22 protein-coding genes are annotated in these 23,431 nt (G+C 70.8%); 13 read left to right on the forward strand and 9 right to left on the reverse strand.

Features of this window, described 5'->3' with window-relative positions; genetic code table 11:
• The first annotated feature begins 4 nt into the window (after positions 1-4).
• Positions 5-727, forward strand: coding sequence for a 3'-5' exonuclease (locus CG723_RS01515; protein WP_100591774.1), 723 nt, complete (start codon positions 5-7; stop codon positions 725-727).
• A gap of 64 nt (positions 728-791) precedes the next feature.
• On the opposite strand, the gene CG723_RS01520 is transcribed toward CG723_RS01515, so the two are convergent.
• The gene (locus CG723_RS01520; RefSeq protein WP_100591316.1) at positions 792-3,629 is read right to left on the reverse strand and encodes a glycosyl hydrolase family 95 catalytic domain-containing protein; all 2,838 of its coding nucleotides are present in this window, start codon (positions 3,627-3,629) and stop codon (positions 792-794) included.
• A 167-nt stretch (positions 3,630-3,796) separates the two neighbouring features.
• Positions 3,797-4,699 (reverse strand): phosphotransferase enzyme family protein, encoded by a 903-nt coding sequence (locus CG723_RS01525; RefSeq protein WP_100591317.1) that lies wholly within the window; start codon positions 4,697-4,699, stop codon positions 3,797-3,799.
• A gap of 191 nt (positions 4,700-4,890) precedes the next feature.
• Here CG723_RS01525 and CG723_RS01530 point away from each other — a divergent pair, with 191 nt between their 5' ends.
• The 3 genes from CG723_RS01530 to CG723_RS01540 are packed head-to-tail and all read left to right on the forward strand — an operon-like array spanning position 4,891 to position 7,963.
• Complete coding sequence (locus CG723_RS01530) at positions 4,891-5,829, forward strand: carbohydrate ABC transporter permease (protein ID WP_199841621.1); 939 nt, start codon at positions 4,891-4,893, stop codon at positions 5,827-5,829.
• A 17-nt stretch (positions 5,830-5,846) separates the two neighbouring features.
• Positions 5,847-6,680 carry a carbohydrate ABC transporter permease gene (locus tag CG723_RS01535; RefSeq protein WP_100591775.1) on the forward strand — a complete coding sequence of 278 codons (834 nt, stop codon included), beginning with the start codon at positions 5,847-5,849 and terminating at the stop codon, positions 6,678-6,680.
• The gene (locus tag CG723_RS01540; RefSeq protein ID WP_100591318.1) at positions 6,677-7,963 is read left to right on the forward strand and encodes an ABC transporter substrate-binding protein; all 1,287 of its coding nucleotides are present in this window, start codon (positions 6,677-6,679) and stop codon (positions 7,961-7,963) included. The genes CG723_RS01535 and CG723_RS01540 overlap by 4 nt, the downstream gene beginning before the upstream one ends.
• Before the next feature lie 21 nt (positions 7,964-7,984).
• Here the strand turns inward: CG723_RS01540 and CG723_RS01545 are convergent, their stop codons facing one another.
• The 5 genes from CG723_RS01545 to CG723_RS01560 form a co-directional block, all read right to left on the reverse strand.
• The gene (locus CG723_RS01545) at positions 7,985-8,863 is read right to left on the reverse strand and encodes a PDR/VanB family oxidoreductase (protein WP_100591777.1); all 879 of its coding nucleotides are present in this window, start codon (positions 8,861-8,863) and stop codon (positions 7,985-7,987) included.
• A gap of 59 nt (positions 8,864-8,922) precedes the next feature.
• The gene (locus CG723_RS46770) at positions 8,923-9,087 is read right to left on the reverse strand and encodes a hypothetical protein (protein ID WP_199841622.1); all 165 of its coding nucleotides are present in this window, start codon (positions 9,085-9,087) and stop codon (positions 8,923-8,925) included.
• Entirely contained in the window at positions 9,084-10,151 is a 1,068-nt protein-coding gene (locus CG723_RS01550; RefSeq protein WP_100591319.1) for an aromatic ring-hydroxylating dioxygenase subunit alpha, read from the reverse strand. Before CG723_RS01550 ends, CG723_RS46770 begins: the two co-directional genes overlap by 4 nt.
• Before the next feature lie 135 nt (positions 10,152-10,286).
• The gene (locus CG723_RS01555) at positions 10,287-11,075 is read right to left on the reverse strand and encodes an IclR family transcriptional regulator (protein ID WP_100591320.1); all 789 of its coding nucleotides are present in this window, start codon (positions 11,073-11,075) and stop codon (positions 10,287-10,289) included.
• 10 nt (positions 11,076-11,085) lie between these two features.
• The gene (locus CG723_RS01560; RefSeq protein WP_100591321.1) at positions 11,086-11,511 is read right to left on the reverse strand and encodes a MarR family winged helix-turn-helix transcriptional regulator; all 426 of its coding nucleotides are present in this window, start codon (positions 11,509-11,511) and stop codon (positions 11,086-11,088) included.
• A gap of 234 nt (positions 11,512-11,745) precedes the next feature.
• On the opposite strand from CG723_RS01560, the gene CG723_RS01565 reads away from it, so the two are divergent.
• The 6 genes from CG723_RS01565 to CG723_RS01590 all read left to right on the forward strand — a co-directional run bounded on the left by CG723_RS01565 (position 11,746) and on the right by CG723_RS01590 (position 17,990).
• Positions 11,746-12,702, forward strand: coding sequence for an SDR family NAD(P)-dependent oxidoreductase (locus tag CG723_RS01565; protein WP_100591322.1), 957 nt, complete (start codon positions 11,746-11,748; stop codon positions 12,700-12,702).
• Entirely contained in the window at positions 12,699-13,580 is an 882-nt protein-coding gene (locus CG723_RS01570; RefSeq protein ID WP_199841623.1) for an amidohydrolase family protein, read from the forward strand. Before CG723_RS01565 ends, CG723_RS01570 begins: the two co-directional genes overlap by 4 nt.
• An 11-nt stretch (positions 13,581-13,591) precedes the next feature.
• On the forward strand, positions 13,592-15,076 hold the full coding sequence (locus tag CG723_RS01575; protein WP_100591779.1) for an acyl-CoA synthetase: 1,485 nt from the start codon (positions 13,592-13,594) through the stop codon (positions 15,074-15,076).
• A gap of 40 nt (positions 15,077-15,116) precedes the next feature.
• Complete coding sequence (locus tag CG723_RS01580) at positions 15,117-15,572, forward strand: MaoC family dehydratase (protein WP_100591323.1); 456 nt, start codon at positions 15,117-15,119, stop codon at positions 15,570-15,572.
• On the forward strand, positions 15,565-16,827 hold the full coding sequence (gene mgt, locus CG723_RS01585; protein WP_199841624.1) for a macrolide-inactivating glycosyltransferase: 1,263 nt from the start codon (positions 15,565-15,567) through the stop codon (positions 16,825-16,827). The genes CG723_RS01580 and mgt overlap by 8 nt, the downstream gene beginning before the upstream one ends.
• A gap of 203 nt (positions 16,828-17,030) precedes the next feature.
• Positions 17,031-17,990, forward strand: a complete 960-nt coding sequence (locus CG723_RS01590; RefSeq protein WP_100591325.1) for a CDP-alcohol phosphatidyltransferase family protein — start codon at positions 17,031-17,033, stop codon at positions 17,988-17,990.
• Positions 17,991-18,081: 91 nt separating this feature from the next.
• Here the strand turns inward: CG723_RS01590 and CG723_RS01595 are convergent, their stop codons facing one another.
• Positions 18,082-20,337, reverse strand: coding sequence for an MMPL family transporter (locus CG723_RS01595; RefSeq protein ID WP_100591326.1), 2,256 nt, complete (start codon positions 20,335-20,337; stop codon positions 18,082-18,084).
• 397 nt (positions 20,338-20,734) lie between these two features.
• Here CG723_RS01595 and CG723_RS01600 point away from each other — a divergent pair, with 397 nt between their 5' ends.
• The 3 genes from CG723_RS01600 to CG723_RS01610 all read left to right on the forward strand — a co-directional run bounded on the left by CG723_RS01600 (position 20,735) and on the right by CG723_RS01610 (position 22,929).
• On the forward strand, positions 20,735-21,946 hold the full coding sequence (locus tag CG723_RS01600) for a S8 family peptidase (RefSeq protein ID WP_100591327.1): 1,212 nt from the start codon (positions 20,735-20,737) through the stop codon (positions 21,944-21,946).
• A 73-nt stretch (positions 21,947-22,019) separates the two neighbouring features.
• Positions 22,020-22,571 (forward strand): DUF1697 domain-containing protein, encoded by a 552-nt coding sequence (locus CG723_RS01605; RefSeq protein ID WP_100591328.1) that lies wholly within the window; start codon positions 22,020-22,022, stop codon positions 22,569-22,571.
• Positions 22,564-22,929, forward strand: coding sequence for a nuclear transport factor 2 family protein (locus CG723_RS01610; protein WP_100591329.1), 366 nt, complete (start codon positions 22,564-22,566; stop codon positions 22,927-22,929). The genes CG723_RS01605 and CG723_RS01610 overlap by 8 nt, the downstream gene beginning before the upstream one ends.
• Positions 22,930-22,944: 15 nt before the next feature.
• On the opposite strand, the gene CG723_RS01615 is transcribed toward CG723_RS01610, so the two are convergent.
• Positions 22,945-23,337 (reverse strand): hypothetical protein, encoded by a 393-nt coding sequence (locus CG723_RS01615; RefSeq protein ID WP_100591330.1) that lies wholly within the window; start codon positions 23,335-23,337, stop codon positions 22,945-22,947.
• Positions 23,338-23,431 lie beyond the last annotated feature (94 nt).

The following is a 23,431-nucleotide window of genomic DNA, read 5'->3' on the forward strand; positions in this document are numbered from 1 at the left end:
CGCGATGGGATGGCACCAGGAGCTGCTGGTCGGCTTCGACCTGGAGACCACGGGGACGGATCCGCGCGAGGCGCGCATCGTCACGGGCGCGGTGATAGAGGTCAAGGACGCGAGGCCGCTGGGACACCGGCAGTGGCTCGCGGACCCGGGGGTCGAGATCCCCGCCGACGCGGTCGCCGTGCACGGGATCAGCAATGAGAAGGCGGCGTCCGACGGCGATCCGGCCGACCGGGTCGCGGACTCCATCGCCGAGGCGCTCGTCGGGTACTGGCGCACGGGCGTGCCCGTCGTCGCGTACAACGCCGCGTTCGACCTGACCCTGCTCTCCGCCGAGCTGCGCCGCCACGGCCTGCCGTCGCTGCGGGAGCGGCTCGGCGGAGTGGATCCGGCGCCGGTCATCGACCCGTACACGATCGACCGCTCGGTGGACCGCTACCGCAAGGGCAAGCGGAACCTCGAGGCGGTGTGCGCGGAGTACGGCGTGACGCTCGAATCCGCGCACGACGCCTCCGCCGACGCCCTCGCCGCCGCGCTCCTGGCCGCCGCGATAGCCGGCCGCCACCCGAAGGTCGCCTCCCTCGGACCGGCCCGGCTGCACGAATCCCAGATCGAGTGGTACGCGCAGTGGGCGGCGGACTTCCAGTCCTTCCTGCGCCGCAAGGGCGACGCACAGGCAGTGGTCGAGGCGGCGTGGCCGATGCGGGAGCTGACGGGGCCCGGGGTCTGAGTGGTGGGGCGGGGGCCTCACGGAGTGACCGGCCGGGGCCGGTGAAGCCCTCGCCCCTTGCCGCCTACACGGCCACGCGTCGCCACTGCTGCGCCGCCGCACCCGTGTACGTCTGCTGGACGACCGCCGTGCCCGTCGCCGTAGAACCGCCGGCCGTGCCGAGGGACTTGCCCGTGCGGACGCACGCCAGACGGACGTAGTCGCCGTCCGTGGACTCCGTGCGCCAGTGCTGGTTGTCGGCGCCGGTGGCCCGGTACTGGACGATCGGGGCATTCTCCGTGGCCTGACCGCCGCTGACGTCCGCCGTCAGACCGGAGTGCACATTGGTGAGGCGGTGGCCGCCGTCCAGGGACTCCGCGAACTTCCACTGCTGCGACGCGCCGCCCGTGCGCGCGCCCAGGACCAGCGGCGCGGACTCGGATGTCGCCGACACCTCGATCGCCATGCCGGTGTCGGCCCGGTTGACGAGAACGTAGCGCTGTGACTTGTACGAGGGGGTCAGGGTGACGCTCGCCCCGGCCCTCAGGGTGACGTCCTTCGCCCAGGAGCCGGCGCGCACGCGGGTGGTGCGGCCGCCGGTCGAGGTGAGCCGGAGCCTCGTCGCCACGCCGTCCTTCCACTCCAGGTCGGCCGTGAACCCGCCGCGCACGCCGATGCCGGTGACCTTGCCCGACGCACCCCACGCGACCGGCAGCGCGGGCAGGAGCTCGACGAGGCCCGGGCGGGAGTAGAGCAGCATCTCGATCACGGCGGCCGTCGTGCCGAAGTTGGCGTCGATCTGGAACACCGAGCTGCTGCTGCCCAGTTGGTAGAAGTCGAAGAAGTTGGGCGCGGTGCCGTTGCTGTGGTTGACGGAGGGGCGCAGAACGGTGCCGAGGAGCTGATAGGCCTTCTCCGCGTCCTTCATCCGGGCCCAGCACAGCGCCCGCCAGGCGCAGGCCCAGCCGAACGAGTCCATGCCGCGTGCGGTGAGGCCCTTGTCGACGCCGACGAGGACGTCGTGCGGACTGCGGTCGCGGCTGACGCGGTCGCCGGGGAACAGGCCGACGAGGTGGGAGAGGTGCCGGTGCTGCGTCTCGCCGAGGTTCGCGCCGCCCATCCACTCCTCCAGCCAGCCCGTGGCGGGGCTGACGCGCGGCAGGTACAGCCTGTCCTGGAGGGCGGCGACGCGGCGGGCGTACGCCTTGGACGTGCCGAGGGCCGCCGTGGCGGTGCGGAAGTTCTCGAAGAGCTGCCAGACCAGCTCCTGGGCGTACGTGATGCCGCGCGCGTCGGTCGGGCCGTGCTCGGGCGACCAGTCGTGGTCGTCGACGAGCACCTCGGCGTCCGCCCCGGTCCCCGGGTCCTTCACCGTCGCCGTGACGAGCCGCTTCTCCCAGAACGCGCAGGCGCCCTCCAGGAGCGGCAGGATCTTCGCCAGATAGCGCCGGTCGAGGGTGAACTCGTAGTGCTCGTAAAGGGAGTTGCACAGCCAGGCGTTGCCCGCCGGGTGCCACCACCAGCCCGGGCCGCCCATCGTGTTGGTGGAGATCGCGGTGGTCCAGCCGGCGATCGCGCCGCTCGTGTTGCGGAAGCCGTTGCGCGGGTCGTTGAACAGCTCGCGGGTGCGCTTCTCCCAGTGCGGGACCTGGGCGAGACAGTAGTCGGCGAGCGCGTCGAAGCAGTCGGGCAGGCCGGTCCTGTCGGTGGGCCAGTAGTTCATCTGGAGGTTGATGTCGGTGTGGTAGTCCGCCATCCACGCCGGGTCGTTCCGGTCGATCCACAGGCCCTGGAGGTTGAGCGGCAGCGAGGAGCGGGAGCCGCACACGGTGAGATAGCGGCCGAACTGGACGTACGAGGCCTCGAGTTCGGGGTCGGGGCGGCCACCGGAGGCCTGCCGGGCCAGGAGCCGCTTGTCGGTGTCCAGGGCCCGCTGCGCGTCGGTGGACGCGCCCAGGTCGACGCTCATGGTGTCGAACAGGGCGCGGTGGTCGGCGACATGGGCGGCGAGGAGGCGGGTCGCGCCGGCCTTCGCCGCGGCGGCGGTCCGCGTGGCGGCGGTGGCGCGCGGGTCGGCGTCACGGTCGATGAAACCGTCGGCATCGGGGGAGTAGGAGGTGCCGCCGCTCAGGACGAGGAGCACCTCGTCGCAGTCCTCGAAGGTGACCGAGGAGCCGCTCGCGCCGACCGTGCCGCCGCGGTGCGTCGCCGCCCGCGCGACGGCGGCGTAGGCGAGGCCGTTGTCGAGTTTCGCGGCGAAGCCGGCTGACGCCGTGGCGGGGTCCACGGTGATCGGCTCGCCGCGCGTGCCGGTCAGCGTGAGGCGTCCGCTCCAGGTGCCGCCGCCGTTGCGGGTGAGCCGGACGACGATCACGTCGTCGGGGTGGCTGCAGTAGATCTCACGCCGGAAGCGGGTTCCGCCGAGCTCGTACTCCACCGTCGTCAGGCCGTTGCTGAGGTCGAGGCGGCGCCGGTAGCCGCTCACGGCGGACGGGTCGTGCCCCGGCACCTCCAGATACGCCTTGGTGAGGACGCCGTACGAGCCGAAGTGGGCGGTGTCGTAAGGGAATTGACCGTCGGACTCGAGCGCGTCGTTCGCTCCGCCCGTCCACAGGGTGACGTCCGAGACGGACAGGACCTCGCGGGACGGGTGCCCCGAGACGACGGCCCCGAGGCGGCCGTTGCCGATGGGTAGCCCCTCCCGCATGAGCAGGTCCTCGGCGGCCGGGGACCCGTAGCGCAGCGCGAGCGCGTCGGCCTCGGGTACGAGGCGTGGCGCGGCCGAGTGCCCGCCGGGTCTCGGCGCTGCCTGTGCCGTGAAGGCGGGAACTTGGCTCAGGGCCAGGAGAGATCCGATGGCTGAGCCGTATTTGAGGACGGAGCGGCGGGAGACGGCGGAGTCGGGTTCGGGGTGCGTGGGCATCAGGTCCTCCAGGCAAGGGTCGGCGAACTCCGCCGTACCTTGCTCCAGGACCCCGCCACGGGAAAGAGATCGGATGAATTCAGCGCGAAAGTCCAACAACTCCTGCGCGGGAGTCCAAACGCCCGTGCAGGGGGCGGAAGTTCAGCCGCGCGCCCCGAAGCAAGCCGTCAGAACGGGTACCAGCGCACCGTCGGATCCCCGTCCCGCAGTGACGCCACCCTGCGCTCGAACTCCGCGAGCGCCTTGGGGTTGGTCGGCGCGTGCTGGGCGACCCACGCACAGCTCGCCGTCTCGCGCGCGCCGCGCAGCACGGCGCACCCGTCCCACTCCCGCACGTCCCAGCCGTACGTCCGCGTGAACGCGTCGTACGCCTCGGGGTCGAGCCCGTACCGGTCGCGGGAGAGCGCCATGACGACCAGGTCGTGCTCGCGCAAGTCGGAGGAGAACGTCTCCAGGTCGACGAGGACGGGTCCGTCGGGGCCGATGTGCACATTGCGCGGCAGCGCGTCCCCATGGATCGGGCCCGGCGTCAGGTGGGGGACGAGCGCCGCCGCCGCGTCCGCGAAGCCGTCGCGCCGTTCGCGCAGATACGCGGCGTCGGCGGGGTCGATCGCGTCGCCTGCGAGCCGCAGCCACCGCTCGACGCCGCCGAGCAGCTCGCGGCGCGGCAGCGCGAAGGGTGGGGCGGGCAGGGCGTGCACGAGGCGGAGCAGCTCGGCCAGGTCGCGCGGCTCGGCGGGGCGCAGCGCGGCCGGAACACGGTGCCACAGCGTCACCGGGTGGCCGTCCACGAGGAGCGGCTCGGCCTCGGCGGCCCGTACGGCCGGCACGCCCTGGCCGGCGAGCCAGCCCGCGACGGCGAGCTCGCGCCGGGCACGCTCCAGGAGCTCGGGGTCGCGGCCCACCTTGACCACCAGGTCGCCGAGCGCGAACACGGCGTTCTCTCCGAGGGCGAGCAGCTCGCCCTCCATCCCGCCGCCCTCGGGCCCACCGTCCCGCTGTCCGCCGCCCTGCTGTCCGCCGAGGAGCCCCGCCGCCGCGAGCACCTTCCGCGCCTGCGCCTCGTCCATCACTTGCCTCCCGCCGATCCCTTGGTCCGGGCCCAGTCTCGCACCCGTATCACGTGCGCATACGCCCCGGTCCACGCCGTAACGGACAAGGTCGTGCGCACCGGCTTGACGAGTAACGGGTCCCTCAGCACGATGACGGAGGCCGCCGGGGCGGCCGGTGCCATACCCAGTCGCCCGAAGGAGCCGGACACGTGACATTGGCGACCGCAACGACGCGGACGGGGAAGCGCGCGCCAGGGCCACCGGGCGGTGGGCGCCCGGCGGACCGCGGCGCCGCCTGGTTCCTGGTTCTGCCCGCCCTCATCCCGATCCTCGTGCTCAGCGTCGGGCCCCTCCTCTACGGCATCGCGCTGGCGTTCACCGACTCGCAGGCCGGCCGCACGGCGCCGACCCAGTGGGTCGGGGCGCTCAACTTCCAGGACCTGCTGCACGACACGCTGTTCTGGGACTCGTTCCGGATCGGCCTGCTGTGGGCGGTCGGGGTGACCGTCCCTCAGTTCCTGCTTGCGCTGGGCCTCGCGCTCCTGCTCAACCAGAACCTCCGCTTCCGCTGGCTGGCGCGAGCGCTCGCGATCATTCCCTGGGCGATGCCCGAGGTGGTCGTCGGCATCATGTGGCGCCTCGTCTACAACCCGGACGCGGGCATCCTCAACGAGACCATCCGCGATCTCGGCCTCGGTGACGGGCGCGACTGGCTCACCGGTCTGGCGACCGCGCTGCCCGCCGTGATCGTCGTCGGCATCTGGGCGGGTATGCCGCAGACCACCGTCGCCCTGCTCGCCGGGCTTCAGAACACCTCGCCCGAACTCCACGAGGCCGCGGCGCTCGACGGCGCCGGCGCCTGGGGCCGCTTCCGCGCGGTGACGTGGCCCGCGCTCAGGCCGGTCGCCCTCGCCATCACCGCCCTCAACTTCATCTGGAACTTCAACTCGTTCGCCCTGGTCTACGTCCTGACCAACGGCGGCCCGGGCGGCCGGACCCGCCTGCCCATGCTCTTCGCCTACGAAGAGGCCTTCCGCTACGGCCAGTTCGGCTACGCGGCGGCGATGGGCTGCGTGATGGTCGCGGTCATCTCGGTCATCCTCGCCTTCTACCTCGTGGGCCGGCTCAAGGGAGGCGACGAGCAGTGAGCCGTACCCGGACAGGCATCCGGCCCAGCAGGCCGGCGCGCGCGGGCCAGTACCTCGCGCTGCTCGCCTATCTCGTCTTCCTCGCGTTCCCGTTCCTGTGGCTGATCTCCACGGCGTTCAAGCCGCCCCGTGAACTCGCGAGCCTGCACCCCACGTGGATACCCAAGGACCCCACACTCGCCAACTTCCGCCAGGCCTTCGACGAGCAGCCGCTCCTGAGGGCCGCCGTCAACTCCGTGATCGTGGCGGTCTGCGCGGCCCTGATCGCCGTCGTCATCGCGACCCCGATGGCGTACGTGATGGCCCGCCACCGCTCCGCGCTGTCCCGCGCGGCGACGGGCTGGGTGGTGGTCAGCCAGGCGTTCCCGTTCGTCCTGCTGATCATCCCGCTCTTCCTGATCCTGAAGAACCTGCACCTGATCAACTCGCTGCCTGGTCTGACCATGGTCTACGTCGTGTGGTCGCTGCCCTTCGCACTGTGGATGCTGGTCGGCTACGTCCGGGCCGTGCCGCCCGAGCTGGAGGAGGCGGCCGCCGTCGACGGAGCCGGAAAGCTGCGCACGCTCGTCTCCGTCACGGCGCCGTTGCTCGCCCCGGGCCTGGTGGCGACGGCCCTGTTCGCGTTCATCACCGCGTGGAACGAGTTCTTCTTCGCGCTGGTCCTGATGAAGACCCCGGAGAGGCAGACGCTGCCGGTGATCCTGACGCACTTCCTCGGCGCGGAGGGCGTCGCCGACCTCGGGCCGCTGGCCGCCGCGGCGTTCCTCGCGACCCTGCCCTCACTGGTGATCTTCGCGCTCATCCAGCGCAGACTCACCGGCGGGATGCTGACCGGGGCGGTGAAGTCATGAGGCGCGTACGCCGGCTGGCCGCCGTCGCCGCGGCCGTGGCCCTGCTGCTCACCGGCTGTTCCTCGGGCGGCACGGCCGACGACGGCAAGATCACTCTCGAGTTCCAGTCCCTCGCCTGGCAGAAGGAGTCCGTCGACGCCAACAAGCAGCTCGTGAAGGAGTGGAACGCGGCGCACCCGGACATCCAGGTCAAGTACGTCCAGGGCAGCTGGGACAGCGTCCACGACCAGCTGCTCACCTCCTTCGAGGGAGGGGAGGCGCCCGACGTCATCCACGACGCCTCCGACGACCTCGCGGACTTCGCGTACGGCGGCTACCTCGCCGATCTGCGGGACCTGCTGCCCGCCCGCCTCAAGTCCGACATCCCGCAGCACAGTTGGGAGACCGCGACCTTCGGTGACGGTGTGTACGGCGTGCCGTTCCTCCAGGAGCCGCGCGTCCTCATCGCCAACGCGAAGATCCTGAAGGCCGCGGGTGTCCGCATCCCGACGCCTGCGAAGCCCTGGTCCTGGGAGGAGTTCAGGGCCGTCACGAAGAAGCTGAGCGGCGACGAGAAGTTCGGCGTCGCGTGGCCGCTGAAGGAGCCCGTCTCGGCGACCCTCAACCTCTCCCTCTCGGCCGGCGGACGCATGTTCCACCGTGGCGCCGACGGCAAGGTGACGGTCCGCTTCGACGCCGCGGACCAGGTCGTGCCCCGCACGGTCCACGACCAGGTCGACACCGACGGCAGCGCCTCGGGCGCGACGCTCGGCATGGGCGGCTCCGACACGCTCCCCGGTTTCTTCGCCGGCAAGTACGCGATGGTCCCGCTCGGCTTCTCGTACCGCCAGCAGATCGTCCAGCAGGCGCCCAAGGGCTTCGACTGGCAGGTGCTCCCGGCGCCCGCGGGCCGTGACGGGCTTGCCCAGGGAGTGTCCCCGCAGACCCTGTCCGTCGCCGAGGACAGCCCGCACAAGAAGGAGGCGGCGCAGTTCATCGACTTCCTGCTGCGGCCGCCGAACATGGTGCGCCTCGCGCTCGGCGACTGGATGCTGCCCACCGGCACCGAGGCGCTGAAGGACCCGGCCCTGCACACGCAGAAGAACGACTGGGCGACCGGCACGGCCCTCGCCGGTGACCTCCGCTCGGCCCCCGCGCAGTCGGTGCGCGGCTACGCGGAGTGGAAGGACAAGGTCGCGACACCCGCGCTCCAGGAGTACTACAGCGGCTCGATCGGACTCGGTGAACTGCGCAAGCGCCTGGTGAAGGACGGAAATCTGGTGCTCGCGAGGTATCAGAGGTAGGGCGGGACGCGGGAGACGGATTCACATGTCGAGGACGAGGCGCGGGCCCAGGCAGCGCGAGACGCAGATCATCAGTGTCTCGCCCGCCGCCCGCTCCTCCGCGGTGAGCACCGAGTCCCGGTGGTCCGCCGCGCCCTCCACGATGTCGGTCTCGCAGGTCCCGCAGGTGCCTTCCGCGCAGGAGTACAGCACCTCGATCCCCGCCTCCTGCGCCGTGTGCAGGATGCTGCGGCCGGGCGGCACGGTCAGGGTGCGGCCGGAGCGCCGCAGCTCCACCTCGAAGGCGTGGTCCGTGCTGCCGGTGCCGTCCGGTCCGTCCTGCGCAGGACGGAATCGCTCGGTGTGCGCGGCGCCCCGGGCCTCGACGGCGTCGAGGAGCCGTCCCGGGCCGCAGCAGTAGACCAGGGTGTTCGTGTCCGGCGGGCCGAGATACCCGTCGAGGTCGAGGAGGCCCGTCTCGTCCTCCGGCGCGACGCGCACCTTCGCGCCGTAGGTGGAGAGTTGGCCGAGGAACGCCATCGAGTCGCGCGACCGCCCGCCGTACAGCAGGCTCCACTCGGCGCCCGACGCCTCGGCGGCGGCCAGCATCGGAAGGATCGGGGTGATCCCGATGCCGCCCGCCACGAAGCGGTAGCCCGGTGCCTCGTGGAGCGGGAAGTGGTTGCGTGGTCCCCGGACGCGGACGACCGTGCCCGGGGACAGCTTCTCGTGCACGTACGCCGATCCGCCGCGTCCGCTCGGTTCGTGGAGGACGGCGACGGTCCAGGCGGTGCGGTCGGCGGGGTCGCCGCACAACGAGTACGGGCGGACCAGGTCGTCCGTGAGGACCAGGTCCACATGGGCACCCGGCTCCCAGGCGGGCAGCGGGTCCGCCTTGGGGTGACGGAGCGTCAAGGACATGACGCCGGTGGCCTCTTCGGTGCGTGCGGCGACGACGAGGTCGGCTTCGTAGGGCGGGGTCACCGGTAGTCCTCCTGGTGATCGGGGTGGGACAGCATCCACTGCCACATCGCCACGGGGTCCTGCGTGTCGTGCTCGGCCCCGCAGTGGCAGATGCCGTGCAGTTCGTCGGTGCCGGGGACCCAGTCGACGCGGTACACCTCGGCGGTGGGCGGGCGGCTCATCGCGCGACGGTGCCGGGGGTCGCGGACCGGTCGCCCCCGGCGGCGAGGCGGGCCAGGATCCGGCGGGCGGCGAGGCCGCCCGTGTCGATGTTGATGCTGAGTTCCTGGTAGCCGGCGGGCTCGGTGTCCAGGGTCTTCTGGAGCAGGTTCAGCGCGTTCACGTCCTGCATGACGACCTCGTGGTTGAAGTCGCGCAGGAACGTGGACATCTCCTCGTCGCCGTGGCCGAAGTCGCGGGAGACGGCCCAGAAGTCGTAGACCTGGTTCTGCGTGGACGGTGTGATCGCGTAGGTGATCTCCACGTGGAAGGCGTCCGGGTCGGTGCCGTCCGGATTCGGCAGGACGCCCTGGGGGGCGATGCGGCTGTGCAGCAGGTACAGGCACGGGGCGTGGTATTCGATGTCCTGCCAGCGGGTGATGCGGCCCTTGATACCGGTGGAGTTCGCGTAGAACGGCGGACACTCGGCGTCGTCCATGTGCCGGCTGACGCGGACGATGCCGGCGCCCTCGTCGACCTCGGTCGTCATGGGGGTGTCGGCGACCTCGGGCGTGCCGATGTAGCCGCCGTGCAGATACGTCTCGTGGGAGAGATCCATCAGGTTGTCGACCAGCAGGACGTAGTCGGCATCGATGGGCTCCATGCCGCCGACCGTCGTCCAGTGCGTGGAGTCGGCCAGGTGCGGGGCCCGCGGGATCGTCGTCCGGTCGGCCAGCGCCGGGTCGCCGATCCACACCCACACGAAGGAGTCCAGCTCGGCCACGGGGTACGAACTCACCCTGGCGGTACGGGGGATGCGTTTCTGTCCGGGGACGTACACGCAGGTGCCGGTCGTGTCGTAGGTGAAGCCGTGGTAGCCGCAGACCACTTTGTCGCCGTCGAGCCGGCTGTGCGAGAGCGGGAAGCGGCGGTGCACGCAGCGGTCCGCCAGGGCGACGACCTCGCCCGTGTCCTCGGTCCGGTAGAAGGCGATCGGTTCGCCGAGGACGGTGCGGGCGAGCAGTTCCCGCCCGACCTCCGTCCCGTACGCCGCTACATACCACTGGTTCCGCGCGAACTCGGACATGGCACTCCCGTCCCTGAAGGGCGAAGCGGCTCTGCTTCGCCGTGCCGTGGTGTGCCACCAGCGTCGTGACGGGGGCCGGGTCCCGGCAACGGCACTTCCGCCGGGCGGAAGCCGGAGAATGCCGGAGATCTCTGATCACCGACCTGGGCCGGGCCGCCAGCCCAGGGCGCGCGAGATGCCCCGGCCCGCGAGTCGTACGGCCGGGATCAGCGAGTGCGGCTGTGTCCCGGCCGAGGGGACCACGAGCGAGACCGCGGCCACGACGTCGCCCTCGGGCCCGCGCACGGGCGCGGCCACCGAGACCGCGTCGTCCGTGATCTGACGGTCGGCCACCGCGCAGCCGGTGCGCCGCACCTCGGCCAGGGCGCGGCGCAGCCGGACGGGGTCGGACAGGGTGTGCGGCGTGAAGGCGGCGAGCGGCCGCCCGCAGACCTGGTCCTGGAAGGTCCTGGCACTGTGGGCGAGGAGGACGAGTCCGACGCCCGTCGCGTGCAGCGGCCAGCGCGCCCCGACGCGGCTGCGCACGCCGACCGCGTGGCGGCCGGAGAGCCGCTCGATGTAGACGACGTCGAGGCCGTCGCGCACCGCGAGGTGCACGTTCTCGTGGGTCGCCTCGTAGAGGTCCTCGAGGAAGGGCAGCGCGGCCTCGCGCAGGGCGGGGCCGCGCGGGGCCAGCGCCGCGAGTTCCCAGATCCGCAGCCCGACGTGGTAGCTGCCTGCCGCGTCGCGTTCGAGGGCGCCCCACGCGGTGAGCTCGCCCACCAGGCGGTGGGCGGTGGCCAGTGGCAGTGCGGCCCGGCGGCCGATCTCGGTGAGGGACAGCGCGGGTCTGCGGTGGTCGAACGCGCCGAGCACCGCAAGGAGACGCTCCGCCGCGGAACGGCTGCGCGCTGCGTCCGCGGAGTCCTCCGACAGCCCTGTCATGTCCGCCGGGTCAGCCCCGGTCCGCTTCCGCGACCCGCGCCAACAGGGCCTGCAACGTGGCCCGTTCGCCGGGGGCGAGGGGGGCGAGCAGTTCGTCGGTGACGCGCCGGCTGCCCTTGTCGGTGTCGCGCAGGACGCCCTTTCCCCGGTCCGTGAGAGCGACGATGCGGCTGCGCCGGTCGCCCGGCGCGGGTCCCCGCTCCACCAGGCCGAGGTCCTGCAGATCGTCCACGAGGGACACGATGGCGCTCGGGTCGTAGCCGAGCCGGTCGCTCAGTTCGCGTTGCAGGGCGCCTTCCACGGTGGCGAGGTAGCGCAGCAGCGCGTAGTGCCGCAGCCGCAGGCCGAACTCTTCGAGCGTGGCGTTGAACAGCCGGCCCGAGTGCAGCCCGAGCCGGTAGAGGAGATAGCCGGTGTCGGCGTGCAGCGCGCGCATCCAGGGCGCCTCTTCGTCAGTGATGTCGGGCTCCGGGGTCGGTCCGTGCGGGCACGGGGGCGTGAGGTCGGCTCCAGCATGAAGGACTTAAAGGCTTCCAGCAACTATTGATGACAACAATGATTGGTCCTAGCGTCCTTCTCGTCGGCCGGTACGGATTGAGTGAGACGGATCTCCTCGGCCGCCTTCTCCCCTCCACGTACCTGTTCACGCCATCGGAAGGGCACAGCCGCAATGTCTGACGTGTCATCAGGACCATTGACCTCCCTCGACGGAAAGGTCGCCGTCGTCACCGGAAGCGGCCGCGGACTCGGGCTCGCCTACGCCATCGCCCTCGCCCGGTCCGGAGCGAGCGTCGTCGTCAACGACATCGACGCGGACGTTGCCGGGCGGGCGGTCGAGACGATCACTGCGGCCGGCGGCCGGGCCGTTGCCGAGGTCGTCCCCGTGGGCACCACCGAGGCCGCAGAGCGCCTGGTCGGCCGGGCCGTCTCGGAGTTCGGCCGGCTGGACGTCATGGTCACCAACGCCGGAATCCTGCGCGACAGGGTGCTGTGGAAGATGACCGACGACGATTTCGACGCCGTTGTCACCACCCATCTCAGGGGCACCTTCACCTGCGCACGTGCCGCCGCCGTGCGCATGCGCCAGCAGGGCGAGGGCGGCAGCCTGGTGCTCGTCGCCTCCCCGGCGGGCCAGCGCGGCAACTTCGGGCAGACCAACTACGCGGCGGCCAAGGCCGGGATCGCGGCGATGGTGCGCACCTGGTCCATGGAGCTGGCCCGCGCGGGCGTCACCGTGAACGCCGTCGTGCCGGTCGCCGCGACCGCGATGACCGAGACCATGCCCGCCTTCGCCCCGTACGTCGACGCCCTGCGCGGCGGCGAGCCGCTGCCCGGGTTCCTGCGCAGGGGCGAGGGCTTCGGCACACCGGAGGACTGCGCCGCGCTCGTGCCCTTCCTCGCCTCCGAAGCGGCCCGGGACGTCACGGGCCAGTGCATCGGCATCGGCGGCGACAAGCTCGCCCTGTGGTCGCACCCGCAGGAGGTGTCCGTCGCGTACGCGGACGGCGGCTGGAGCCCGCGGACCATCGCCGAGACCTGGCACACGTCGGTCGGGCGCGAGCCGCAGGCCGTCGGCATCCCCGCGCCCCGCCTCCCGAAGGCTCCCGAGGGCGTGGTCCCGGCATGAGCGGCATCGACGTGGCGGCACTCACCGCGATCGACGTCCACACGCACGCCGAGGTGTCGTCCAAGGGGCGGGCCTCGCTCGACGACGAGCTGAACGCCGCGTCCAGCGCCTACTTCAAGGTCGAGGGGAACCGGAAGCCCACCCTCGAGGAGACCGCCGCCTACTACCGCGAGCGGCGGATGGCCGCCGTGATCTTCACCGTCGACGCCGAGTCCGCCACCGGCACCGAGCCCGTCCCCAACGAGGAGGTCGCCGAGGCCGCGCACGCCAATCCCGACGTGCTGATCCCGTTCGCGAGCATCGACCCCTTCCGGGGCCGCGCCGGGATCCGGCAGGCCCGGCGCCTGGTCGAGGAGTACGGGGTGCGCGGCTTCAAGTTCCACCCCAGCATCCAGGGCTTCTTCCCCAACGACCGTATGGCGTACGGCCTTTACGAGGTGATCGAGGAGACCGGCGCCGTCGCGCTCTTCCACACCGGCCAGACCGGCATCGGCGCGGGCGTGCCCGGCGGTGGCGGCATCCGCCTGAAGTACTCCAACCCGATGCACGTGGACGACGTCGCCGCCGACTTCCCCCATCTGAAGATCATCCTCGCGCACCCGTCGTTCCCCTGGCAGGACGAGGCGCTCGCCGTCGCCACCCACAAGCCGGGGGTGCACATCGACCTCTCGGGCTGGTCGCCGAAGTACTTCCCGCAGCAGCTGGTCCAGTACGCCAACACCCTGCTGAAGGACAAGGTGCTTTTCGGCTCGGACTACCCCGTCCTCACCCCCGACCGCTGGCTCGCCGACTTCGCCAAGCTGCCGATCAAGGACGAGGTCAGACCGAAGATCCTCAAGGAGAACGCCGCCCGGCTGCTCGGGCTGACAAAACCGTGAAAGGGCCGGACATGCGCAACGAGGGACTGGGGTCGTGGCCCGCACGCCGGGCCCGCAAGACCCCGCACCGCACCGCACTGATCCACGCCGGCGCCGCCGTCACCTACGCCGCCCTGCACGAGCGCACCACCCGGCTCGCCCACGCCCTGCGGGCGCTCGGCGTCCGGCGCGGAGACCGGGTCGCCTACCTCGGCCCCAACCACCCCTCGTTCCTGGAGGCCCTGTTCGCCGCCGGGCTCCTCGGCGCGGTCTTCGTGCCGCTCAACACCCGGCTCACCGAGCCCGAACTCGCCTTCCAGATACGGGACTCCGGCGCCACGGTGCTGCTGCACGCCGCCGCGCGGGGCGGTGACCTGCCGGGCGTCCGCACCGCCGTCGAGGCGGACGGACCGGCGTACGAGGAACTGCTGGCCGCCGCCCCAGCCCTCGCCATCGACGAGCAGGTCGGTCCCGACGACGTAGGCGTCATCATGTACACCTCCGGGACGACGGGCCGTCCCAAGGGCGCCATGCTCACGCACGGGAACCTCACCTGGAACGCCGTCAACGTCCTGGTCGACCAGGACCTCGTCGCCGACGAGATCGCGCTCGTGGTGGCGCCGCTCTTCCACACCGCCGGCCTGAACATGCTCACCCTGCCGGTGCTGCTCAAGGGCGGCAGCTGTGTCCTGGTGGGCTCGTTCGACGCGGCGGCGACCCTGGAACTCGTCGAGCGCCACCGGGTCACCTTCATGTTCGGCGTCCCGACGATGTTCGACCAGCTCACACGGCAACCGAACTGGCCGGACGCCGACCTGTCGTCGCTGCGGATGCTCAGCTGCGGCGGCTCGCCCGTCCCGACCCCGCTCATCGCGGCCTACCAGGACCGCGGACTCACCTTCCTGCAGGGCTACGGGATGACCGAGGCGGCGCCCGGCACCCTGTTCCTCGACGCCGAGCACGCCGTCAGCAAGGCAGGCACGGCGGGTGTGCCGCACTTCTTCAGTGACGTACGCGTGGCGCGCCCCGATCTCGCGCCGGTGGAGCCGGGCGAGACGGGCGAGGTCCTGGTGCGCGGGCCCCATGTCATGCCCGGCTACTGGGGTCTGCCCGACGAGAGCGCCGCCGCGTTCGCCGACGGCTGGTTCCGGACGGGGGACGCGGCCCGGATCGACGCGGACGGCTACGTCACCATCGTCGACCGCTTCAAGGACATGATCATTTCGGGGGGCGAGAACATCTACCCCGCCGAGGTCGAGGACGCCCTGCTCGCCCACGCGGACATCGCCGAGTGCGCGGTCATCGGCGTACCCGACGAGAAGTGGGGTGAGGTCGGCAGGGCGGTCCTCGTCGCCCGCGAAGGCCGCGCGCCCGACCCGAACGAGGTCCTCGCGTCGCTGTCCGGGCGCCTGGCCCCCTACAAGATCCCCAAGTCGGCCGTCGTCGTGGACGCCCTGCCCCGCACCGCGTCGGGAAAGCTCGTCAAGGCCGACGTCCGCCGCCTGCACGGCACTTGATGACCACCGAATTCATCAGCACGCATCGAAGGAGCCCCTCATGGGCATCACCGTCAACGGCCTGGACGAACTGAAGAAGCTCGCCGGAAGCGATCTGGGTTCCAGTGAATGGACCGACGTCACGCAGGAGCGGATCGGCACCTTCGCCGACGCCACCGACGACCACCAGTGGATCCACGCGGACCCCGAGCGTGCCAAGGAAGGCCCCTTCGGCGCGCCCATCGCGCACGGTTATCTGACGCTCTCCCTCTTCATCCCGATGTTCACCGAGCTCCTGGACGTCGAAGGAGTCACCACCAAGGTCAACTACGGCCTGAACAAGGTCCGTTTCCCCGCTCCCGTGCCGGCGGGCTCCCGCATCCGCCTGGCCGCGCGCCTCGCCGGGGTCGAGGACGTGCCGGGCGGCGTGCAGATCACGGTCGACGGCACCGTCGAGATCGAGGGAGCGGCCAAGCCCGCATGCGTCCTGCAGAGCGTCTCGAGGTTCTATGTGTAGAAACAAATTGCACGAGACGTCTCGTCTCACTTACGGTGGCGTCATGACCGTCCCCAGGAACGCCCATATCGCCATGTTCTCCATCGCCGCCCACGGGCACGTGAACCCGAGCATCGAGGTGATCAGGGAGCTCGTCGCCCGCGGGCACCGCGTGACGTACGCGATCCCGTCACAGTTCGCCGAGAAGGTCGCCGAGGCCGGGGCCGAGCCGAAGATCTGGCACTCGACGCTGCCCACCGACGACGACCCGGACGCGTGGGGCACGGAGCTGGTCGACAACCTCGAACCCTTCCTCACCGACGCGATCCAGGCGCTGCCGCAGCTCGTCGACCTCTACGAGGACGACGAACCGGACCTCGTCCTCTACGACATCACCGCCTACCCCGCCCGCGTCCTGGCCCACCGCTGGAACGTCCCGATCGTGCAGTTCTCGCCGAACCTCGTGGCCTGGGAGGGATACGAGGAAGAGGTCGGCAAGCCGATGTTCGAGCCGCTGAAGCAGACGCCGCGCGGCAAGGCGTTCTACGAGAACTTCGAGAGCTGGATCAGGTCGAACGGAATCGACCTCTCGGTCGAGGACTTCATGGGCCGCCCGGACCGCTGCCTCGTCCTCATCCCCAAGGCGCTCCAGCCGAACGCCGACCGGGTCGACGAGAGCCGCTACACCTTTGTCGGCGCCTGCCAGGGCGAGCGGGCGGCGCAGGGCGAGTGGCAGCGCCCGGCCGGCGCGGAGAAGGTCCTCCTCGTCTCGCTCGGTTCGTCCTTCACCAAGCAGCCCGCCTTCTACCGTGCCTGCGTCGGGGCCTTCGGTGACCTGCCCGGCTGGCATGTGGTGCTCCAGATCGGCAAGTTCGTCGACGAGGGGGAGCTCGGTGAGATCCCCGCGAACGTCGAGGTGCACCACTGGGTGCCGCAGCTGGCGATCCTCGGGCAGGCCGACGCCTTCATCACGCACGCGGGCGCGGGCGGCAGCCAGGAGGGCCTCGCCACCGCGACGCCGATGGTCGCGGTCCCGCAGGCCGTCGACCAGTTCGGCAACGCCGACATGCTCCAGGGGCTCGGCGTCGCACGCCACGTACCGATGGAGGAGGCCACGCCCGAGAACCTCAAGCGGGCGGTACTCGCCATGGCGTCCGACCCCGAGGTGGCGCGCCGCCTCCAGGAGATCCGAGCGGGGATGGCGGGAGAGGGCGGTACGCAGCGCGCGGCCGACCTCGTCGAGCGGGTCGGCGACCTGGTTCCACGGGAGGCGTGAAGTGATCGCGCGTTTTGGGTAACGGTCAGGTCATTTCATAACGCTCGGGTAACGCAGGTGGTTCGTGGCGAAGTCATTGACTTGGCCATGGAGTTCGACCGTTACCCCCGGCCAAAGGTTGCACTCTGTGCCACTTGAACCTCGCATGAAGGGCTTTCTAGCGTGAGATGAACTCACGTCGAACGCCAGGAAGTTGACCAGCCATGCGCCGAGACATACCGCCCCTCGACGAGGTGCGCCGCATCACCCAGAAGAAACGGGACGCGTGGTGGACCGTGCTCCTCGTCGACCCGGTCGCCACGCCGCTCGTGCGGCTGACGGCGATGCGCACGAGGATCACCCCGAACCAGATCACCTGGGGCGCCTTCGTCCTGGGCCTCGGCTCCGCCGTCTGCTTCTGGCTGGGCGACTGGCGCTGGCTCATCGCCGGCGCCGTCGTCTACCACCTGTCCTTCATCCTCGACTGCATGGACGGCAAGGTCGCCCGGCTCACCGGCCAGGGGTCGGTCTTCGGCGCCTGGCTGGACTTCGTCTTCGACCGCATCCGCGTCATGGTGTGCGGGGTCGCGCTCATGGCGGGCCAGTACGAACGCACCGGTGACGAGCTCTACATCTGGCTCGCCCTGGCCGTCGTCGGCCTCGACACCCTGCGCTACATCAACTCCCTGGAGATCTTCAAGATCCGCCACTCCATGCGCAAGCAGATCAAGGAGCGGGTCAAGGAGGCGCGGCGCGCCGAGAACGAGGCCGAGCTAGCCTTCATGGAGGACCTCCTCCGCGACAACCCCGAAGCGGACATCGAGCAGGACCTCCAGAAGGCGCGCTCGGCCCAGGGGATCGCGGAGGCCGCACCGCAGCCCGCGCCCCAAGTGGTCGACCTGCACCAGGAGTTCAGGAGCCGCTTCCCCGTATACCTGCGGTTGCGCTCGTTCCTTCTCCGTCACCGCATCCGTACGCATCTGATCAGCGGGATCGAGTTCCAGATGGGCGTCTTCATGATCGGCCCGCTGATCGACCAGGTCCTGTGGGCGACGATCGTGTCCGGAGCGCTCCTGCTCGTCTTCGAACTCGCCATCATCTACAAGCTGTTGCTGTCGACCCGCGACTTCACGCGCACGATCGACTCGTTCGCGGAGCGCGGCCGGCGAACCGCCGCGGCCTGAACGTGAGGGCGCTCGAACGTGCGGGGGTGCCCCGCCGGACCTGACGGTCCCGCGGGGCACCCCCGACGCGTACCTCAGCCCTACGCCGTCGTCACACCCCCACCCTCTCGTCCGTCACGGCCGGAGGCGGGGGAGCGGCCACCTCGTCGTGGGTCAGGTCGGGCAGCCGGTGCAGCCACTTCGGCAGATACCAGTTCCGCTCGCCGAGCAGCGCCATCACGGCGGGGAGCAGGATGCCGCGGATGGCCGTCGCGTCGATGAGCACCGCGGCCGCCAGGCCCACACCCATCTGCTTGAACGACTGCATGGACAGCGTCCCGAAGATCGCGAAGACGGCCACCATGATGACCGCCGCGCTGGTGACCACGCCCGCCGTCGTCACCACACCGTGCGTGATGGCGTCCTTGTTCGTACGTCCCTGAAGCCGCGCCTCCCGGATCCGCGACACCACGAACACGTGGTAGTCCATCGAGAGCCCGAAGAGGATCACGAAGAGGAACAGCGGCAGCCAGGAGATGATCGCGCCCACGCCCTCCGCGCCGACCAGGGACGCGCCCCAGCCGTTCTGGAAGACGGCGACCAGGATGCCGTAAGCGGCGCCCACGGACAGCAGGTTGAGGGCGATCGAGGTGATGGCCACCGTCAGTGAGCGGAACGACAGCAGCATCAGCAGGAACGCGAAGACCACGACGAAGGCGAACACCGGGACCACCGAGCCGACGATCTGGTCGTTGAAGTCCTTCGATCCCGCGACCTGACCGGTGACGGGCGCCTCGACCCCGTCGACCTTGCCGAGCGTGTCCGGCCGCACCTGGTCCCTGATCAGTGCGAGGCTCTTCTCCGCCCTGTCCTGGTCGGAGCCGCCGACCAGCGGGACGCTGATGAACGCCACGTTCTCGCGGCCGTGCACGGTGAGGTCCACCGGGCCGCGCGAAGCCCCCGAGCTGACCGCGGCCTCACGGAAGCCGGCGATCGCGCTCCGCACCTCGGGCGCGTTGATGTCGGCGGCCTTGACGACCACCTCGGCCGGCTCGGAGCCGCCGGGGAACGCGTCGTTGAGCCGGTCGTACGTCGCCACGATCGGCAGCGAGTCGCCGAACTCCTGGTCCAGGGTGAGGTTCTGGGTCTTCATGCCGAGTGCCGGGGCGGTCACCGCGAGGAGGGCGCCGATCGCGACGACCACGGACACGGCGGGCCGGGCGAGGACGACGCGCAGCACCGCCTGCCAGAACCGGCTGCCCTCCGGAGCCCCGTTCCCGTTACGCCGCCTGCCGCGGTTCAGGAACGGCAGCCGCCCCTTCTCCACGCGCTCGCCGAGCAGCGAGAGCAGCGCCGGCAGCACCGTCACGGAGCCCACCATGGCGACCGCCACGACCATCAGCGAGGCGAGGCCCATCGCCTGGAACTCGGCGAGCCCCGTGAACAGCATGCCTGCCATCGCCACGCACACCGTGACACCCGAGACGATGATGGCCCGGCCGCTCGTCGCCGCCGCCACCCGCAGCGCGGTCTGCGGGTCGTGGCCCTTCATCCGCTCCTCGCGCTCGCGCCGCAGATAGAAGAGGCAGTAGTCGACGCCGACCGCGAGACCCACCAGCAGCATCACGGAGTTGGCGGTGTCGCTCATCGGCTGGAGGTGGCTGACGATGCCCATCAGGCCCATCGTCGCCATGATCGCGGTGACGGCCAGGGCGACCGGGAGGAGGGCGGCCACCAGCGCGCCGAACGCGATGAGGAGGATTCCGAGCGCGACCGGGACCGCCGAGTACTCGGCCCGCTGGAAGTCGTTGCCGAAGGCGTCCTCGAACGTCTTGCCCATGCTCGCGCCGCCGATCTCCTCGATCCGCAGCGAGCCATGGGTCCGCTGGACCTTCTCGACGGCCTTGAGTACCGGTTCGACGCGGTCGCTCGCCGTGCCGGGGTCGCCGCGCATGTCGAACTGGACGAGCGCGCTGCGGCCGTCCTTGGAGATCGTCTTCGCCCCCGGGTCGTAGGGCGACTTCACGTTCGTGGCGGCGCCGGTGCCCTGGACCGCCTTCACGACCTCGTCGACAGCCCGCCGGAAGTCGGCGTCCGTCGCCCGCACTTTGCCGTCCCTGCCCTGGACGAGCACGGTCTCGCCCGCGGGCTCCTCGATACCGGCGTCGTCGATGATGCGCGCCGCCTGTGTGGTCTCTCCCTGGAGCTGATCGCTGTCCGACACATCGACCCGGCCGGCGGCCGTGCCGATCCCCATGGCCAGGACGACGAACAGCACCCAGATGCCCACGGCAGCCCATCGGTGCCGCACGCTCCAGCCGCCGGCCCGGGCCGCCAGGCCCCGTACCCGCGTGTCTCGGTTCCCCATGACGGACTGCCCCCTTGTGTGCGGTGACAGCACCGTGCCGTCACCTCCGTATCGAAGGTATGGGCCCGATAAGAGCGTCTCGTCGTGCTGTCCGGTGAGCCGGCGGGGCCCGGCTCCTCCTTGCGGGCGGGGCGGGCTCCCCACTCAGGAGGACTGAAGTCCCCTACATCTATAGGGAATTCCCGGAGTCCGAAGTGTCGGTCGAAGCCCGAATTGTTATTACGAAGACTTGTTGAACAAGTCACAGCTGTATGTAGGTCTTGATCTGGTCGCGTCAATCGGCCAGTGTTTCGTGCCAACCCCCGGAGATCTTCCGGAGATTGCCGGGGGTTGGTTGAGAACCATCAGTAAACCCCCCACAAACCCCCCCACAGAAACCACGAGGAGACCCCTCTTCATGGCAACTCACAAGCGTGCCCGCAGCACGACGAAGCTCACCGCGGCGATAGCCACCGCTGCCACCGCGGCCGGCGTGATCGTCTTCGCGGGCTCCCTGGCCGGCGCCTCGACCCCCGCCGAGGGCAAGGTCTACGGGCTCGACGCCAAGGGCGCCGTCTCCGGCAGCTACATCGTGCTGCTGGACCAGAAGACCGACAAGAACGGCAAGCAGGACCTCGCCAAGGAGTACGGGGGCCAGCTGAAGCGCGCCTACTCCTCCGCCGTCAACGGATTCTCCGTGAACGGCCTTTCGGAGACCGAGGCCAAGCGCCTCGCCGCCGATTCGTCGGTGGCCAAGGTCGTCCAGAACAAGAAGTTCCACATCGACGCCACCCAGGACAACCCGCCGTCGTGGGGCCTGGACCGCATCGACCAGGCGGACACCGCGGGCGACAAGAAGTACACCTACCCGGACAGCGCCGGTGAGGGCGTGACCGCGTACGTCATCGACACCGGCGTCCGCGTCAGCCACAAGGACTTCGGCGGCCGCGCCACCTCCGGCTTCGACGCCATCGACAACGACGACAACGCCGACGACGGCAACGGCCACGGCACGCACGTCGCCGGGACCATCGCCGGTGACGCGCACGGCGTCGCCAAGAAGGCGAAGATCGTCGCCGTCCGCGTCCTCGACAACGAGGGCTCGGGCACCACCGAGCAGGTCGTCGCGGGCATCGACTGGGTCACCAAGAACCATCAGGGCCCGTCCGTCGCCAACATGTCCCTCGGCGGCGGCGCCGACGAGGCGCTCGACGCGGCCGTCCAGAAGGCCATCGCCTCCGGCGTCACCTTCGCGGTCGCCGCGGGCAACGAGTCGACCGACGCGTCCGCCGGGTCCCCGGCCCGCGTCAAGGAGGCCATCACCGTCGCCTCCTCCACCAAGGACGACGAGCAGTCCGACTTCTCCAACTACGGCTCCGTCGTGGACATCTACGCCCCCGGCTCGGACATCACCTCCGACTGGAACACCGGCGACGACGCCACCAACACCATCTCCGGTACGTCGATGGCGACCCCCCACGTCGTGGGCGCCGCCGCCGTCTACCTGAGCGGCCACCCGGACGCGACGCCCGCGGACGTCTCCAAGGCACTGACCGACGGCGCGACCCCCGACAAGATCTCCAACGCGAGCGAGGGCACGCCGAACAAGCTCCTCAAGATCGTCGAGTAGTACCGGCAGCACCCCTGACCGGCGGCCGCCGTGCCCTCCCCCACGGGGCGCGGCGGCCGCCTATCGTGTCCCCATGGCGACAAAGGCGTACGCGGCACTGCTCCGCGGGATCAATGTGGGCGGCAGCAGAAAGGTCCCGATGGCGCGGCTTCGCCCCCTGATCGAAGGGCTCGGGCACGGCGGCGTACGGACGTATCTGCAGAGCGGCAACGCGACGTTCACCAGCGACCACGGTGACGAGTCGACCCTGGCCGCCGAGCTGAGCACGGCCATCGAGAAGGAGTTCGGCTTCGGCGTGGACGTGATCGTGCGCGAGCACGCCTACCTCGCGTCGGTCGTGGACGCGTGCCCCTTCCCCGCCGCCTCGTGCAAAGGCAAGCAGCTGCACGTCACCTACTTCTCCGGGCCTGTCGACCCCGAGCGGTTCGCCTCCGTCGACCCGGCCGAGTTCGCCCCCGAGGACTTCCGGCTCGGCCCGCGCGAGCTGTACCTCTACGCCCCCGAGGGCCTCGGCCGCTCGAAGCTCGGCGCCGTGCTCGCCCGGCCGGCCCTGAACAAGGGCCTCATCGCCACCTCCCGCAACTGGAACACCGTCGTCAAGCTCGTGGAGATGACCGGTGCCTGAGCTCGACGCCGTCGACGCCGCCATCGAGGGTGAACTGCGGCTGCTCGACCCGGCCGTGCGCCGCTCCCCGGAGCTGCTCGGCGCGCTGCTGCACCCCGACTACTTCGAGTTCGGCGTGTCGGGCCGCCGCTGGGACCGCGCCTCGATCATCACCGAGCTCTCCTCGACGGCCGAGCTGGGCGTGCGGCCCCTCACCGTCTCGCGGATGAAGGGCGTGCGGCTCGGCCCCGGGCTCGTCCATCTGACCTTCGACACCGACCGCAACGGGGCCTGTGCACACCGCAGTTCACTGTGGCGGCAGGGCGTCGAGGGCTGGCTCCTCTACTTCCATCAGGGGACGCCGTTCAGCCGGGAGTGAGCGCGGCGCGGGACGTCAGCGCGCCGGTTTCGAGCGGGAGCGGCGGCGGACCCCGGCCGCGACGCCCGCAACGACACAGGTCCCGATGGCTCCGGCGACCGCGACCAGGACGTACGTGGGATACAGGTCGTCGCCCGACGGGTACCGCTCACCGCAGAGCCGCACCACGCCGGGGTGGTCGCGGTCGGCCTCCAGGCACACCCGGTGACCGACTCCGGGACTGCCGGGGCCTGTGCCCAGCGCTCTCGTGACGGTGTGCCGGTGACCCTGGACCTCGTACGCGATCACCTGCTCGTAGCCGCTCTTCGGCACGTGCTCGACGGCGGTGACGACGCCGCTCACGCGGACCGGAGCCGCGTCGATCCGCTCCGCCTGCCGCCACTGCCGGGAGGCCGAGCAGCCGCCCACAACCGCCAGGAGCAGGCAGAGGAATCCGGCCCCCAGAGGACCGAGCGTGTACGCACGGGGAGCAGGCTCGCACGTCCGCGTGCGCGGAGCGCGA

This window comes from Streptomyces sp. CB01635, assembly GCF_002803065.1.
In the GTDB taxonomy this organism is placed as follows: Bacteria; Actinomycetota; Actinomycetes; order Streptomycetales; family Streptomycetaceae; genus Streptomyces.